Annotated in this window: 14 protein-coding genes; 10 read left to right on the forward strand and 4 right to left on the reverse strand. The window is 74.8% G+C overall.

The genetic code is table 11. From position 1 onward, the window contains the following. A complete protein-coding gene (mutL, locus tag OZ948_00130) occupies window positions 1-1,797 on the reverse strand; it encodes a DNA mismatch repair endonuclease MutL (protein MEB2343131.1) in 1,797 nt (598 codons plus the stop codon). Window positions 1,798-2,041: 244 nt separating this feature from the next. On the opposite strand from mutL, the gene OZ948_00135 reads away from it, so the two are divergent. The 3 genes from OZ948_00135 to OZ948_00145 all read left to right on the forward strand — a co-directional run bounded on the left by OZ948_00135 (window position 2,042) and on the right by OZ948_00145 (window position 4,371). Then, window positions 2,042-3,079 (forward strand): sigma 54-interacting transcriptional regulator, encoded by a 1,038-nt coding sequence (locus OZ948_00135; GenBank protein MEB2343132.1) that lies wholly within the window; start codon window positions 2,042-2,044, stop codon window positions 3,077-3,079. Window positions 3,080-3,127: 48 nt separating this feature from the next. Continuing rightward, a complete protein-coding gene (locus OZ948_00140) occupies window positions 3,128-3,931 on the forward strand; it encodes a carbon-nitrogen hydrolase family protein (protein MEB2343133.1) in 804 nt (267 codons plus the stop codon). Between the two features lie 104 nt (window positions 3,932-4,035). Further along, window positions 4,036-4,371: an FHA domain-containing protein gene (locus tag OZ948_00145; protein ID MEB2343134.1), complete on the forward strand. Its 336-nt coding sequence runs from the start codon at window positions 4,036-4,038 to the stop codon at window positions 4,369-4,371. On the opposite strand, the gene OZ948_00150 is transcribed toward OZ948_00145, so the two are convergent. After that, a complete protein-coding gene (locus OZ948_00150; protein ID MEB2343135.1) occupies window positions 4,361-5,026 on the reverse strand; it encodes a TIGR00730 family Rossman fold protein in 666 nt (221 codons plus the stop codon). The two genes, OZ948_00145 and OZ948_00150, sit on opposite strands and share 11 nt — an antisense overlap. Window positions 5,027-5,147: 121 nt before the next feature. Then, window positions 5,148-5,441 carry a hypothetical protein gene (locus tag OZ948_00155; GenBank protein MEB2343136.1) on the reverse strand — a complete coding sequence of 98 codons (294 nt, stop codon included), beginning with the start codon at window positions 5,439-5,441 and terminating at the stop codon, window positions 5,148-5,150. Window positions 5,442-5,539: 98 nt separating this feature from the next. Between OZ948_00155 and OZ948_00160 the strand changes: the two genes are divergently transcribed. Next, window positions 5,540-6,184 (forward strand): hypothetical protein, encoded by a 645-nt coding sequence (locus OZ948_00160; protein ID MEB2343137.1) that lies wholly within the window; start codon window positions 5,540-5,542, stop codon window positions 6,182-6,184. Next, entirely contained in the window at window positions 6,181-7,506 is a 1,326-nt protein-coding gene (locus OZ948_00165) for a hypothetical protein (GenBank protein ID MEB2343138.1), read from the forward strand. The genes OZ948_00160 and OZ948_00165 overlap by 4 nt, the downstream gene beginning before the upstream one ends. Here the strand turns inward: OZ948_00165 and OZ948_00170 are convergent. Further along, the gene (locus OZ948_00170; protein MEB2343139.1) at window positions 7,485-7,814 is read right to left on the reverse strand and encodes a hypothetical protein; all 330 of its coding nucleotides are present in this window, start codon (window positions 7,812-7,814) and stop codon (window positions 7,485-7,487) included. The genes OZ948_00165 and OZ948_00170 overlap by 22 nt on opposite strands. A gap of 58 nt (window positions 7,815-7,872) precedes the next feature. Between OZ948_00170 and OZ948_00175 the strand changes: the two genes are divergently transcribed. The 5 genes from OZ948_00175 (at window position 7,873) to OZ948_00195 (ending at window position 14,903) form a co-directional block, all read left to right on the forward strand. After that, window positions 7,873-8,571: a CPBP family glutamic-type intramembrane protease gene (locus OZ948_00175; GenBank protein ID MEB2343140.1), complete on the forward strand. Its 699-nt coding sequence runs from the start codon at window positions 7,873-7,875 to the stop codon at window positions 8,569-8,571. Window positions 8,572-8,632: 61 nt separating this feature from the next. Beyond that, a complete protein-coding gene (metH, locus tag OZ948_00180) occupies window positions 8,633-12,304 on the forward strand; it encodes a methionine synthase (protein ID MEB2343141.1) in 3,672 nt (1,223 codons plus the stop codon). Window positions 12,305-12,323: 19 nt separating this feature from the next. Further along, window positions 12,324-13,058 (forward strand): SDR family NAD(P)-dependent oxidoreductase, encoded by a 735-nt coding sequence (locus OZ948_00185; GenBank protein ID MEB2343142.1) that lies wholly within the window; start codon window positions 12,324-12,326, stop codon window positions 13,056-13,058. A gap of 41 nt (window positions 13,059-13,099) precedes the next feature. After that, on the forward strand, window positions 13,100-13,738 hold the full coding sequence (locus OZ948_00190; protein ID MEB2343143.1) for an HAD family phosphatase: 639 nt from the start codon (window positions 13,100-13,102) through the stop codon (window positions 13,736-13,738). Between the two features lie 148 nt (window positions 13,739-13,886). Beyond that, window positions 13,887-14,903 carry an aspartate-semialdehyde dehydrogenase gene (locus tag OZ948_00195; protein MEB2343144.1) on the forward strand — a complete coding sequence of 339 codons (1,017 nt, stop codon included), beginning with the start codon at window positions 13,887-13,889 and terminating at the stop codon, window positions 14,901-14,903. Window position 14,904: the final 1 nt, after the last annotated feature.

Raw genomic sequence — 14,904 nt, forward strand, 5'->3', positions numbered from 1 at the left:
CTAGGAGCGCGCGAAGCGGCGCTCGAGCTCGGCGCGCGAGAGGGGGACCGCGACGGGGCGGCCGTGGGGGCAGGTCGGCGCCCAAGGGATCGCGTCGAGCGCCGCGAGCAGGGCGCGCTGCTCGCGCGGGTCGAGGCGGTCGCCCGCGCGGCGGGCAGCGTGGCAGGCGAGCGAGGCGAAGAGGCGGTCCACGGCCTCGGGCGCGCGCAGGTCGCCCGCACCGGCCCCGAGCTGGTCGGCGACCTCGCGCAGGAGGGAGGCGGGATCGTGCCCGCTGAGCTCGGCGGGGATCGCCCGCACCGCGAGCACGCCCTCGCCGAAGGGCTCGACGTCGAAGCCGATCCGCTCGAGCCCGGCCTCGCTGACGCGGGCCGCCCGGCCCGGCGGGAGCTCGACCGTGACGGGCAGGAGCAGCGCCTGGCGCGGCACGGCCCGCTCGCGGAAGCCCGCGCGCAGCCGTTCGAAGAGCACCCGTTCGTGGGCGGCGTGCTGGTCGACCAGCACGAGCCCGTCGGGCGCCTCGAGCAGCAGGTAGGTCGCGAGGAGCTGTCCCAGGAGCGGGAGGTCGGTGAAGCGGAGCCGGGGCGTCCCGACAGGATCCGCAGCCGCCGGCAGCCCCACGGCTGCGGGCGGACGGCCGGCGAAGATCCAGTCGGAGGCGCCCTCCCGAACGAGCGGCGGAGCGGGCGTCGCCGCCGGAGCCGCGACGGGGCCGGCGGCCGGCGCCTCGGCGCCCTGCGCCACCGCGATCCAGCGCCGCCCGCCGAGCGCCTCGCGCACCGCGCGCGACACCAGCCGGTGGACCGCGTTCGGCTCCGCGAAGCGCACCTCCCACTTGGCCGGGTGCACGTTCACGTCGACGGCCTGGGGCGGCAGGTCGAGGAAGAGCACGGCGGAGGGGAAGCGGCCGCGCGGCAGGACGTCGCGATAGGCGTCGAGCAGGGCGTGGCGCAGCAGCCGGTCCCGCACCGGCCGGCGCTGCACGAAGAGGTACAGGCCTGCCGCGGTCGGGCGATGTGCGTCCGGCCGCGACGCGAAGCCCGTCAGACGCAGCGCGCCGTCTTGCGCCGAGAGCGCGACCAGGCCCTCGGCCTCGCGCTCCGAGAGCACCGCGGCGATGCGGTCGAGAGGCTCCGCCACGGCGGGCCAGCTCAGGGCCGGGCGCTCGTCGCGGCGCAGGTCGAAGTGGACGGCCGGGAGGGCGAGCGCCGCGCGCGCGAGCCAGTCGGCGACGTGGCTCCACTCGGTGGCCGCCGTCTTCAGGAACTTGCGCCGGGCGGGCACGTTGTAGAAGAGGTCGGCGACCTCGACGCGCGTGCCCTCGGGCACGCCGGCCGCCCGCTCGCCCGTGCGCTTGCCACCCTCGATCTCGATCTCGAACCCGGCCGGTGCGCCGCGCGCCCGCGTGCGCAGCCGCAGCCGCGAGACCGAGGCGATCGCGGGCAGCGCCTCGCCCCGGAACCCGAAGGTCGCGATGCGGGCGAGATCCTCCGCGGAGCCGATCTTGCTCGTGGCGTGGCGCTCGAGCGCGAGCCGGGCGTCCTCGGGCGTCATCCCGGCCCCGTCGTCGCTCACCGCCACCAGCGCGGCGCCCCCCTCCCGGACGTCGATCCGGAGCCGGGTCGCCCCGGCGTCGAGGGCGTTCTCGACGAGCTCCTTCACGACCGAAGCGGGCCGCTCGACCACCTCCCCGGCCGCGATCTGGTCCACCAGGGCGTCGGGCAGCCGATGGACCCGGCCCCCCTGCCCTGCCCCGGCCGGCGCCTCCCCGGGCTGCTCCTGCGGGGTTCCCGGCAAGCGATGGCTCCCGGCCCCACCCCGAGCGGCCTCCCTCTGCGCGGCCTCCCTTCGCGCCGGATCGCGCGGGTCCGTGGCGATCTCCCCCTCGGCAACGGGCGCATCATGGGCCGGCGGCGCGGGCCCGGTCAACCCCGGCCTCGCAAAATCAGTGCTCAAGCCCTCAAATTGATTGACAAACGCCTGTGTTTCTCCATAGCCTCCCTCCGGGCACGTCCGCCTGGGGTGTGGGAGGGACCAACCGATGTCCGAGGGAGCAACCTCGCAGAACGCCGCGGCGTTCGGAGCGATCGAAGCGATCGAAGCGATCGGAACCGTGGATCGGGGTTCGGGAGCGAGCGCCGAGACGCCGGTCCTGCGGCGCTCGGGACGCCGTCGCGAGGACCGCATCGTGGTCGCGAGCGGTGCCGCGCAGCGCTCGATCGACCGCGCGATCCTCGCCGCCCGCAGCACGCAGCCCGTGCTGGTGACGGGCGCACCGGGCACTGGCAAGTCGATGCTGGCGCGCGCGATCCATGCCTGGAGCGCGGACGCCGCCGCGCCGCTCGAGACCCTCGCCTGCGCCGCGGTGCCGGAGCCGCTGCAGGCGCGCGAGCTCTTCGGCTGCACGGCGGGCACCTACCCGGCGTTGCCGGGCGCGCACCTGGGCGCCCTCGAGCGCGCCGCCGCCGGCACCCTGCTGCTGGAAGGCCTCGACGCGCTCGCGGCCGGAGTCCGCACCGCGCTCGGGCGCGCGCTCGCGCAGGGGTCGTTCCGCCCCGAAGGCGCGAGCGAGGAGCTGGCGCTGCGCACGCGCGTCATCGCCACCACCGACCGCGACCTCGGCGAGCTGCCGCTCGGCACGCCGCACCAGGCCGTGGACCTGCCGCCGCTCGCCGAGCGCCGCGAGGACGTGCTGCCGCTCGCCGCCCACTTCCTGGCGCAGGCCTCCGCCGAGGCGGGAGTCCCCGCGGTCGGCTTCACGGCGGAGGCGCGCACGGCGCTGCTCGCGGAGGCATGGCCGGGCAACGTCGCGGAGCTGCGCGAGCGGGTGCGCCAGGCCGTGCGCCTGACGGGTGGCGGCGCGATCCCGGCCGAGGCCCTGATGCTGGCGGCGCCGAGCGAACACGTCCCCTCCTTCCGCGAGGCGAAGCGCGCCTTCGAGGCCCGCTACGTGGAGACCGTGCTGCGCCTGTGCGACGGCAACATCAGCCAGGCCGCGCGCCTCGCGCGCAAGGACCGCAAGGACTTCTACGACGTGATCCGCCGGACCGGGATCGACCCGGCGCAGTTCCGCCGCTAGCGAGCGCCGTCCGCGCCCGCGCTCGGAGGGGCGCGGTATGCTCCGCCCGTGCGCGTCGCCGCCGTGCAGATGACCTCGACCGACGACGTCGCGGCGAACCTCGCCGCTGCGCGCAAGCACGTCGCCGACGCAGCGGCGCTCGGCGCGGGTCTCGTGGCGCTGCCCGAGAACTTCGCGTTCCTGCGCCGTGAAGGGGAGCCGATCCCGTGCGCGCAGGGGCTCGACGGCGAGATCGCGGGCACCCTGCGCGAGCTCGCGCGCGAGCACCGGATCTGGCTGCTCGGCGGCACCTTCCCGGAGGCGGCCGGCGCGGAGGGGCGTGTCCACAACACGGCCCTCGCGATCGATCCCGAGGGCCGGGTCGCGGCGGTGTATCGCAAGATCCACCTCTTCGACGTCGACCTCTCCGCCCAGGGCGGCCTCGTCTACCGCGAGTCCGATCGCGTCGCGCCGGGTGCCGGGATCGCGCACGTCGAGACGCCCTTCGGCGGGATCGGCCTGTCGGTCTGCTACGACCTGCGCTTCCCGGAGCTGTATCGCGCGCTCGCGGCACGCGGCGTTCGCTTCCTCGCCGTGCCCGCCGCGTTCGCGCGGGAGACCGGACGCGACCACTGGGAGGTCCTGCTCCGTGCCCGCGCGATCGAGAACCAGGCCTTCGTGATCGCCGCCGCGCAGGTCGGGGAGCACGGCGGCGGGCGCGCCAGCTACGGCCGCTCGATGATCGTGGACCCCTGGGGCCTCGTGCTGGCGCGTGCGCCCGACGTGCCGGGCCCGATCGTCGCCGAGTGCCGCCTCGAGGAGCAGGACCGCATCCGCACCGCCCTGCCCGCCCTGCGCCACCGCCGCCTGTAGCAGGCGCGCCTCGCGGCTCAAGCCCTCCGCGCCCCCGGCCGATCCAGCATGGCGCGAAGCGTCCCGCCCCCTGGATCGTGAGGCCTCGGAGGAGCGCCGCCCCCATGGTCCCGCCGCAACCCGCAGCGACAGCCGCGACCGGCCGCCGGGCCGCGCTGCTGATCCGCACCGGCGACTTCGAGGGCACGCGCTACGAGCTCGGCTTCGGCGAGACGCTGATCGGCCGCAATCCCACCACCGACATCACGCTGCTCGACGAGGGCGCGAGCCGCGAGCACGCGATCGTCCTCTACGACGAGGAACAGGAGCGCTGGTCGATCGAGGACCTCCAGTCCACCAACGGGACCAAGGTCAACGGCAAGCGCGTGCGCAGCCACCCGCTCGCCCCCGGTGACGAGATCCAGATCGGCCACACCCGCTTCGAGTTCGTCAGCGAGTAGCCCCGCCCGGGACCGCAGGCGGCTGGCTGCGGAAGTGCTCCGCGACGAGGTCGGCCACCTCCTGCGGTGAGTCGGTGACGTGGAAGAGGGCGAGATCGCTCGCGGCGATCGCACCGAGCCGCACGGGCTCCTCGCTCAGCCACTCGAGCAGCCCCGCCCAGAACGAGCGGCCGAAGAGCACCACCGGGAACGGCGGCATCTTGCCGGTCTGCTTGAGCGTGATGGCCTCGAAGATCTCGTCGAGGGTGCCGAAGCCGCCGGGCAGCCCGACGAAGCCGCACGAGTACTTCACGAACATCACCTTGCGCACGAAGAAGTAGTCGAAGAGCAGGCTGGTCCCGACGTGGTCGTTCGCGCGCTGCTCCCAGGGCAGCTTGATGTTGAGCCCGATCGACTGGCCGCCGGCCTCGCGCGCTCCCCGGTTGGCGGCCTCCATGATCCCCGGCCCGCCGCCGGTGATGACCGAGAAGCCGGCCTTGGCGAGCGCGGAGGCCACCCGCTCGGCCTCGATCGAGTAGGGGTGCTCCGGGGGCACGCGCGCGCCGCCGAAGACGCTCACCGCGGGCCAGACCGGCCGGAGGGATTCGAAGCCCTCCACGAACTCGCCCATGATCTTGAAGACCGTCCAGGTGTCCTTGGCGCGCGGATCGTGCACGGAGTCCGGATCGGCGCGGCGCGGAGGCGCTTGAGCCCGCGGGTCCGGACGCCCCCGGCCGGGCGCGACCTGGCCGCGTCCCGGGCCGGAGCGAGCGTGGGGCGCGGGGGTGGCCCGCGGCTCAGCGCTTGCGGAACAGCGCGTCGAGCGCCGCCTGCGCGCCCGCGCGGGGGTCCGCCTCGCGGGCGGCGCCACCACCGGCGGCCGGCACGAACCAGTCGCAGCGGTTGGCCCGCTGGCGGTCGGCGACCCGCTCCGCCTGCGGCTCGCGGCACTCGTTGTAGGCGCCCGCGTCGTGGTGGGCGCAGTTGCGGCAGGCGTGGAGGTCGGCGCCGCAGCGCGGGCAAGCGTCGCGGAAGCCGACCCGCTCCCCGCTCGCGAGTCCGATCGCGGCACCGCACGCGAAGCACTCCATCGTGCCCGCACCCTGCGCCAGTGGCGCCCGCGCTGTCAAGCGAAGCCGGGCGAAGCCAGCGCGCGGCCCGGCGCCGGCGGTGATAGGCTGCCGAGCCGATGTCGCCCTGCCCTGGCCGCCCCCTGTCCTCCCGGCTCCTCGCGCCGCTCCTCGCGCTCGCCCTCGCCGGGTCCGCCGCCCCGGCGCTGGCTGGTCCCGACGAGACCGACCTCGTGCTGCACTGGCTGCGCGGCGGCTGGCGCTCACCGCTCGTCTGCACCTTCGCGGGCGAGCCGCGGCGCGGTGTGCGCAGGGTCGTGATCGCGCCCGGGCCGCCGCAGTCGGAGCGGCGCGTGGACCGGATCACCTTCTCCTCGCTCGAAGCGCGCGACGCCGAACGCTGCCGCAACCCGCTCGGCGGCGACGCGCCGAACCTGGTCGGCAGCCTGCTGGTCGGCTACACGCCGAAGCGTCCCCATTCCGACACGCCGCAGCGCGAGTTCGAGCAGCAGCTGAGGGACGGCGCCGTCCGGCTCGACGTGGTCTCCGGGCGGCTGCGCCTGGGCGCTGCCTCCGCCGACCCCGCCTCGCTGCCCGAGATCGACTTCGCGGGCGGCCATGCCGAGGCGGGCGAGATCCCGAAGGGCTCCGACATGGCCCGCATGCTGGTCGACTTCGGCCCGCGCCGGCGCCTGTGGCTCGTGCTCGAGGCGCCCGGCGGCACGCGCGTCGAGCTGCCCCTGGTGCAGTTCGAGCAGCGTTGACCTCCGGCGACCTCACCCGCTGGCTCGAGGACGCGCGCTGGCGCCCGGGGCCGGGGGTCTCCCGGGCGCGCCTGCGCGAGCGGGTGGCCGCGCTGCGCACGGCGCTCGCGGCGGCTCCCCTCGCGCGCAAGGCGGGCCGGCGCAAGGCGCTCTTCGCGCTCGCCCTCGACGGCCCTGTGCCCGATCACCTCCTGAAGGTCGAGCGCTACGCGGGGGCGTCCCTTCCGCGACGCCTCGGGCGCGGCGGCGCGGCGCAGGAGCTGGCGCGCGCGGCGGCGAGCGCGGCGCGCGGCGTGCCGACGCCGCTGCCCCTGGCGGCGGGCGCGGTGCGACGCGGCGGGCGGCTCGAGGCCACCTTCCTGCTCGTTCCGCTCGTAGCGGACGCCGTGGATCTCGCGCGGGCCTGGGAGGGGGGACGCGCGCCTCGCAGGCTGCGGCGGGCGGTGGCGGGAGCGCTCGGGGCCGCGATCCGCGTGCTCCACGACGCCGGGATCGACCAGGACGACCTCGCGCCGAACAACTTCCTCTGGCGCGAGGGACCGGAGCCGCGCGTCCTCGTCATCGACTTCGAGCGGGTCCGCGTGGGGCGCCGGGTGGCCCCCGCACGCCGCGCGCTCGCGCTCGCGCGGCTCGATCGACACCTGGCCGGCGCGAGCGCGAGCGACCGCATGCGGCTCCTGCGCGGCTATGCCGGCGGCCACGCGCGCGCGTGGTGGCGCGCGGTCGCGGCCGCCCACGCGCGGCTCGCGGCCCGCGACTTCGCGCACCTGCTGCGGACGGGGACCCGGGCGAGCCGGCGCTTCGCGCCGGTCGCGAGCCCCGGCTTCCGGGGCTGGGCGCGGCGCGAGGGGCCGCTCCCCGCGGCGCTGGCCGCCCTCGACACCCCTGGCGCGGCGACCGGGCTGTGGATCACCGCGCTCGGCGCGCCCGCGGAGCCCGAGCGCGTGTGGGCCGCGGCGCTCGTGCTCGCCCAGCGTGCTGCTGCGCCCCCACCTGTCGCACTCTTGTGTCGAGGGGGGGCGTGTTTCCTCGTGGCCGAGCGGGTGAGCGGGGCCCGGCCCTTCGCGGGGGCGCCCTCCGAAGGGGCGGCGCTGGCGGGCCTGCTCTCCCGGCTGCTCGCGTTCGGCTTCGAGCCCTCGGCGCTCGCGTGCGACGCGCTCGTGCTGGCCCCCGGACCGGCCGGGGGCCTGTACGCGCAGCTCCTCGACCCGCGCGGCCTGCGCCCGGGACAGGTGCGCCGGGCGGGGCCGGACGCGCGCGCGTGGGCGGCCCGCCTGCTGGCGGGCGGCGTTCCCCCCCCTCAGAAGACGCTCCCGCGGTGACCGAGGCGCACGCGGGTCACGACCTCGGTCAGCTCGACGATCTGCGCGTGCGCGGCGCCGGCCGCGCCCAGGCGGCAGCTCGCGACGACGCGCTCGGCGGCCTCGGCGAGCGGCGGCAGGCCCAGCGCCTGCGCCTCGATCGCGAGCTCCGCCGCGCGCTTGGCCGCCTCCTCGAGCTGGCCCTCGGACTCCGCCTCCTGGATGCCGTCGATGCGCTCGCCGAGCGCGACGACGAAGACGTCGAGCTGCTCGAGCGCGTGATCGTCGACGAGCAGCGAGTGGATCGGGCCGGGGCGAGGGATCTCCACGCCGGGCCTATCGGAGCGCGCCGCAGCGAGCCTGAGGCGCTCGCGTACCATCCGGGCCATGCGCAGCGCCCGGAAGCCCAGCAGCTACTCGCTCCTGTTCACCTACGTGCTCCCCTATTTCGCCTACGTGCTCGCGCTCATGCTGCCCGAGACGCTGCTGCCCAGGCCCTGGGCCTACGCGCTCGCGATCGGCGCCAGCGCCGCCGGGATCGCCAGGGCCTGGCGCTGGTACGTGCCGCTGCGGGGGCCCCGCTCGCCGGCGGGGTCGGTCGCAGCCGGTCTCGCCGCGGGCGTCGCCGGGACGGCGCTCTGGCTCGTGATCAAGGCGCCCTTCTACGAGCCGGGCGGCGAGCCCTGGTCGCCGGCGGCCTTCTGGATGCGGGTGCTCGCCTCGACGACGGTCGTCGCGGTCTTCGAGGAGATGCTCTTCCGCGGCCTGCTCCTGCGCCTCGCCGTCACCTGGGACCGGCTGCGGCGCGCAGGTGCGAAGGAGCCCCTGGGCGATGCCCTCCACGAGCACGGTCCCGGCGACGTCGAGCCCGGGGGGTGGACGGTCCCCGCCCTCGTGCTCTCGTCGCTCGCCTTCGCGAGCGGTCATGCTCCCGCCGAATGGCCTGCGGCGACGGCCTACGGGCTCCTGATGGCGGGGCTCTGGGTCTGGCGGAAGGACCTGCTCTCGTGCGTCGTCGCGCACGGGGTCACGAACTTCACTCTGGCCCTGTGGGTACGACACACGGGACAGTGGTCGGTCTGGTGATCCCCACGGGGCCAAACGTCATGGCTTTATTCATCGCTTCATTCGGATATATTGATCGACCATGAGCCACATCTCCCTCGACGCCCTCCTCCGCGAACGGATCCTGCTCCTCGACGGCGCCATGGGGACGATGGTGCAGCGCCACGGGCTCAGCGAGGCCGACTTCCGGGGCGAGCGCTTCCGCCACCATCCCCGCGACCTCCAGGGCAACAACGACCTGCTGACCCTGACCCGGCCCGAGGTGATCCGCGGGATCCACGAGGCCTACCTCGCGGCCGGCAGCGACTGCATCGAGACCAACACCTTCAACGCCACCCGCATCTCGCAGGCCGACTACGGGCTCGAGCCGGTCTGCTACGAGCTGAACGTCGCCGCCGCGCGCCTCGCCCGCGAGGCCGCCGACGCCTTCGGCGCGCGCACGCCCGAGCGGCCGCGCTTCGTGCTCGGCGCGATCGGCCCGCTCAACAAGACGCTCTCGCTCTCGCCCGACGTGAACGACCCCGCGTTCCGCGCGCTCACCTTCGCGGAGGCCCGCGACGCCTACGCCGAGCAGGTGCGCGGCCTCGTCGACGGCGGCGTCCACGCCCTGCTGGTCGAGACGATCTTCGACACGCTGAACGCCAAGGCCGCGCTGTTCGCGATCGAGCGCGTGTTCACCGAGAAGGGCGCGCGGCTCCCGGTCCTGCTCTCGGTGACGATCACCGACAAGAGCGGGCGCACGCTCTCCGGGCAGACCGTCGAGGCCTTCTGGATCTCGGTGGCCCACGCCCGCCCGCTCAGCGTCGGCATCAACTGTGCCCTCGGCGCCGAGGACATGCGGCCCTACATGGAGGAGCTGTCGCGAGTCGCCGGCACCTTCACGAGCTGCTACCCGAACGCGGGCCTGCCGAATGCCTTCGGGGGCTACGACGAGACCCCCGAGCACATGGCCGCCCTGCTCGCCGGGTTCGGCCGCGAGGGCTGGCTGAACCTGGCCGGCGGCTGCTGCGGCACCACCCCCGAGCACATCGCGGCGATCGGCGCGGCGCTGCGCGACGTGCCGCCGCGCGCGATCCCCGTGATCGAGCGGCTCCCGCGCTGGAGCGGGCTCGAGCCGATGGTGGTCCGCCCGGACTCCAACTTCGTGATGGTCGGCGAGCGCACCAACGTCACCGGCTCCAAGCAGTTCGCGAAGCTCGTGCGGGCCGGTGACCACCAGGCGGCCCTGGCGGTCGCGCTCGACCAGGTGCGCGGCGGCGCCAACGTCCTCGACGTGAACATGGACGAGGCCATGCTCGACTCCGAGCAGGCGATGGAGACCTTCCTGAAGCTCCTCGCCAGCGAGCCCGAAGCGGCGCGCATCCCGGTCATGGTCGACAGCTCGAAGTGGTCGGTGATCGAGGCCGGCCTCCAGTGCCTGCAGGGCAAGTCGATCGTGAACTCGATCAGCCTGAAGGAAGGCGAAGCCGACTTCCTGGCCAAGGCGGCCCTCGTGCGCAGCTACGGTGCCGCCGCCGTGGTGATGGCTTTCGACGAGCAGGGCCAGGCCGACACCGCCGAGCGCAAGGTGGCGATCTGCCAGCGCGCCTATCGCCTGCTCACCGAGCAGGCCGGCTTCGAGCCCACCGACATCCTCTTCGACCCGAACATCTTCGCGGTGGCGACCGGGATCGAGGAGCACAACCAGTACGCGCTCGCCTTCCTCGAGGCGACCCGCCGGATCCGGGCGACCTGCCCGGGGGCCCTCGTCTCCGGTGGCGTCTCGAACCTCTCGTTCTCGTTCCGCGGCAACGACGTGGTTCGCGAGGCCATGCACTCGGCCTTCCTCTTCCACGCGATCCGCGCCGGCATGGACATGGGGATCGTCAACGCGGGCCAGCTCGTGGTCTACGAGGACATCCCGAAGGAGCTGCTCGAGCACGTCGAGGACGTCCTCTTCGACCGCCGCCCCGACGCCACCGAGCGGCTCGTCGAGCTCGCCGCGCGCGTGAAGGGCAAGGGCAAGCAGCGGGAGCTGGACCTGTCCTGGCGCGAGCGGCCCGTGGAAGAGCGCCTCGTCCACGCGCTCGTGCACGGCGTGACCGACTGGATCGAGGCGGACGCCGAGGAGGCACGCCAGAAGCTCGGTCGCCCGCTGCACGTGATCGAAGGCCCGCTGATGGACGGCATGGGCGTGGTGGGCGACCTCTTCGGTGCGGGCAAGATGTTCCTGCCCCAGGTCGTGAAGAGCGCGCGCGCCATGAAGCGCGCGGTCGCCTATCTCACGCCGTTCATGGAGGCGGAGCAGACGGAGCTGCGCTCGGCCGGGAAGATCGTGATGGCGACCGTGAAGGGCGACGTCCACGACATCGGCAAGAACATCGTCGGCGTCGTGCTCGGCTGCAACGGCTACGAGATCGTGGATCTCGGGGTGATGGTGCCGGCCGACCGGATCCTCGACGCCGCCGCCGCCGAAGGCGCCGACGCGATCGGGCTCTCCGGCCTGATCACGCCGTCACTCGACGAGATGGTGCGGGTCGGCCAGGAGATGGACCGGCGCGGGCTCGCGCTGCCGCTCCTGATCGGGGGCGCCACCACGAGCAAGCAGCACACCGCGGTCAAGATCGCGCCGGCCTACTCGGGCCCGACGGTCCACGTGCTCGACGCCTCGCGGGCGGTCGGGGTGGTGGCGAGCCTGCTCGACCCGCAGGGCCGGGACGCCTTCCTGGCGCAGACGCGCAGCGAGCAGGAGCGGCTGCGCCGGGTGCACGGCGCCGGCGCGGCGCGTCCGCTCGTCCCCTGGGCGGAGGCGCGCCGGCGCGGAGCGGCGCTCGCCTTCGGGCCCGAGCAGGTCGCGCTCCCCGAGCGCTTCGGGACGCGCCTCGTCGGCGACCCGGACCTGCGCGAGATCGCGAGCTGGATCGACTGGACCTTCTTCTTCCACGCCTGGGAGCTGCCCGGCAAGTACCCGCAGATCCTCGATCACCCCGAGAAGGGACCCGCGGCCCGCGAGCTCTTCGCGAACGGGCGCGCGCTGCTCGACCGGATCGTCGCGGAGAAGCTCCTGACGGCCCGCGGCGTCTTCGGGTTCTGGCCGGCGAACCGCGACGGGGAGGACGTGGTGCTCTGGACCGATGCCTCCCGCCGCCACGAGCGGGCGCGCTTCCCGATGCTCCGCCAGCAGCGCCAGCCCGCGGGCTCCGACACGAAGCCCCTGCTCTCGCTCGCCGACTTCGTGGCGCCTGTCGAGAGCGGCGTCGTCGACTGCGTGGGCGCCTTCGCGGTGACGGCCGGGATCGGCGCCGACGAGCTGGCGCAGCGCTTCGAGCGCGAGCACGACGACTACCAGGCGATCCTGGTGAAGGCGCTGGCCGACCGCCTCGCCGAGTCCTTCGCCGAGTGGCTGCACGCGCGGGCGCGCCGCGAGTGGGGCTACGGCCGCGACGAGGCCCTGCCGCTCACGGACCTGATCGCCGAGCGCTACCGGGGGATCCGCCCTGCCATGGGCTACCCCGCGTGCCCGGACCACACCGAGAAGTTCCGCCTCTTCGAGCTGCTCGACGCGCCGGCGCTCGGCATCACGCTCTCCGAGACCGGCGCCATGCTGCCGGGCGCGAGCGTCTCGGGCCTCTACTTCGCGCACCCCGACGCGCACTACTTCACGGTCGGCCGGATCGGGCGCGACCAGGTCGAGGACTACGCGGCGCGCAAGGGGATGACGGTCGCCGAGGTCGAGCGCTGGCTCGCGCCGAACCTCGGCTACGAGCCCGCGTGAACCCGGAGGGCGCGAGCCGGTGACGGCGCCGCTGGTCTTCGTGACGGGCGGCTCGAGCGGGATCGGCCGGGCGTTGATCGAGACGCTGCCCTGGCCCGCTGCGCGGGTCCTGAACCTGAGCCGGCGCGCGGGGCCCGCCGGGGCGGTGCCCGCCGAGCACGTCGCCGTGGACCTCGCGACCGCGAGCGGCTGGGATCACGCGGCGGCCTGTTTCGCGCGCGAGCTCGGGCGCTTCGGGGGGGAGCTCGCGGTCCTGGTCCAGGCGGCGGGGACGCTGACGCCGATCGCCTTCGCGGGCGAGGCGGCGGCCGGGCCGTATCGCATGAACGTGCTCCTCAACTCCGCGGCGCCCCAGATCCTCGGCGACGCCTTCCTGCGCGCGCTCGCCGCGAGCCGTGCCCGCGGCTGGATGCTCTGCATCGGCTCGGGCGCCGCGCGCAGCCCCTACGAGGGCTGGTCCGGCTACTGCGCGGGCAAGGCGGCCACCGACCACTGGGTACGCACCGCCGGCGCCGAACAGGCGCGGCGCGGCAATCGCTGCCGGATCCTGTGCGTGGCGCCGGGCGTCGTCGAGACGCCGATGCAGGCCGAGATCCGCGCGACGGCCGCGCGCGACTTCCCGCAGGTCGGGCGCTTCCGCGCGCTGCACCGGGAAGGCCAGCTCCGCGACCCGCTCGCCGTCGCGCGCGAGCTCTGGGCGCTGCGCGAGCGCGAGCTCGCGAACGGCGCCGTGATCGATCTGCGCGACGACTGAGCAGCGGGCGCTCCGCACCGTCTGCCCTACCCTGCGGGCCCGTGCCGCCCCTGCGCGCCGTGATCTTCGACCTCGGCGGGGTCGTGATGGGCTCGCCGCTCCACGCGATCGCCGCCTACGAGCGCGAGCTCGGAATCGCGCCGGGCAGCGTGAACCGGCTGGTGGTGGCGGCGGGGCCCGGCGGGGCCTGGTCGCGGCTCGAGCGGGGCGAGCTCGACCTCGAGGCCTTCTACCCCGCCTTCGACGCCGAGTGCGCGGGGGCGGGCCATCCCCTGTCGGCCCGCACGATGATGGAGCGCATCGCGCTCGCCGCGCAGCCCCGCCCGCGCATGCTCGCCGCCGTGCGCGCGATCCGGAGCCGCGGCCTGCGCACCGGCGCACTCACCAACAACTGGCAGGGCGACGGCACCCGCGAGCGCGACTGGCTCGCGACCCACTTCGACGCCGTCGTCGAGTCCGCGGTCGAAGGGCTGCGCAAGCCCGATCCTCGCATCTACGAGCGGGCGCTCGCGCGGCTCGCCGTGACGGCACGCGAGGCCGTGTTCCTCGACGACATCGGCCGCAACCTGAAGCCCGCGCGCGCGCTCGGCATGCACACGATCAAGGTCGATGATCCGGACGCGGCGCTGGCGGCGCTCGAGGCGCTGCTCGGGTTCGCGCTCCGAGAAGAGGGCTCGTAGGTCGCTGGGGATCGCGACGAGGGCCTTCGCGGCCCTCGTGGCGCCGACGGCGGCGAGCCTCGCAGGCCTCCTCGCGGCCTCGCTCCCGACTCGCGATTGCCGAGCGCCTTCCCTATCTTGCGCAGCCGTCTCCAACCGGAGAGGAACCATGTCCCAGCTCCTGCACGTCGCGATCGCCGGCGCCACGGGCGCCGTCGGCGCGGAGTTCCTGCGCCTGCTCGAGCTGCGCGCGTACCCGATCGCGAAGCTGACGCTCCTCGCCAGCAAGCGCAGCGTCGGGCGCACGCTGCGCTTCCGCGGCGAGGAGATCCCCGTCCAGGAGCTCACGCCGCAAGCCTTCCAGGGCGTCGAGCACGCGTTCTTCAGCGCGGGGGCGAGCCAGAGCAAGGCCTTCGCCCAGGCGGCGGTCGACGCGGGCGCGGTCGTGATCGACAACTCGAGCGCGTTCCGGTACGTCGACGACATCCCGCTCGTGATCCCCGAGGTCAACCCGGACGACGCCTTCCGGCACGCCGGGATCGTGGCCAACCCGAACTGCACGACCATCGTCGCGCTGATGGCGCTGGCGCCGCTGCATCGCGCCTTCGGCATCGAACGCGCGGTCATGTCGAGCTATCAGGCGATCAGCGGGGCGGGCGCGCAGGCGATGGCGGAGCTCGACCGGCAGGTGCACGACTGGGCCGCGGGGCGCCCGCTCGAGGTGAAGCACCAGCCGAAGCAGATCGCCTTCAACGTGATCCCCCGGATCGACGCCGTGCAGGACAACTTCTACACGAAGGAGGAGATGAAGTTCGTGTGGGAGGGCCGCAAGATCCTCCACCACCCGGCGCTGCGCGCGACCGCCACCTGCGTCCGCGTACCGGTGTTCCGCTCCCACGCGGTGTCCTTGAATCTCGAGCTCGCGAAGCCGGCGACGCGTGCGGCCGCGCTCGCGGCGCTGCACGCCGCGCCGGGCCTGCGCGTCACCGACGACCCCGCCTCCGAGGTCTACCCGACACCGCTCGAGACCAGCGAGCAGGACGACGTCTTCGTCGGCCGCGTGCGCGAGGACGTCTCGGTGCCGGGCGGCCGCGGCCTTGCGCTCTGGGTGGTGGGCGACCAGCTCGGCAAGGGCGCGGCGCTCAACGCCGTGCAGATCGGCGAGCTCCTGATCCGCGGGCGCTGAG

It is taken from the genome of Deltaproteobacteria bacterium (genome assembly GCA_035063765.1).
Lineage (GTDB): Bacteria > Myxococcota_A > UBA9160 > UBA9160 > PR03 > CAADGG01.

Coding starts and splice junctions, on each gene's coding strand:
- OZ948_00135 (MEB2343132.1), top strand. CDS start 2,042: ATGTCCGAGGGAGCAACCTCGCAGAACGCCGCGGCGTTCGGAGCGATC.
- OZ948_00145 (MEB2343134.1), top strand. CDS start 4,036: ATGGTCCCGCCGCAACCCGCAGCGACAGCCGCGACCGGCCGCCGGGCC.
- OZ948_00155 (MEB2343136.1), bottom strand. CDS start 5,441: ATGGAGTGCTTCGCGTGCGGTGCCGCGATCGGACTCGCGAGCGGGGAG.
- OZ948_00160 (MEB2343137.1), top strand. CDS start 5,540: ATGTCGCCCTGCCCTGGCCGCCCCCTGTCCTCCCGGCTCCTCGCGCCG.
- OZ948_00175 (MEB2343140.1), top strand. CDS start 7,873: ATGCGCAGCGCCCGGAAGCCCAGCAGCTACTCGCTCCTGTTCACCTAC.
- metH (MEB2343141.1), top strand. CDS start 8,633: ATGAGCCACATCTCCCTCGACGCCCTCCTCCGCGAACGGATCCTGCTC.
- OZ948_00195 (MEB2343144.1), top strand. CDS start 13,887: ATGTCCCAGCTCCTGCACGTCGCGATCGCCGGCGCCACGGGCGCCGTC.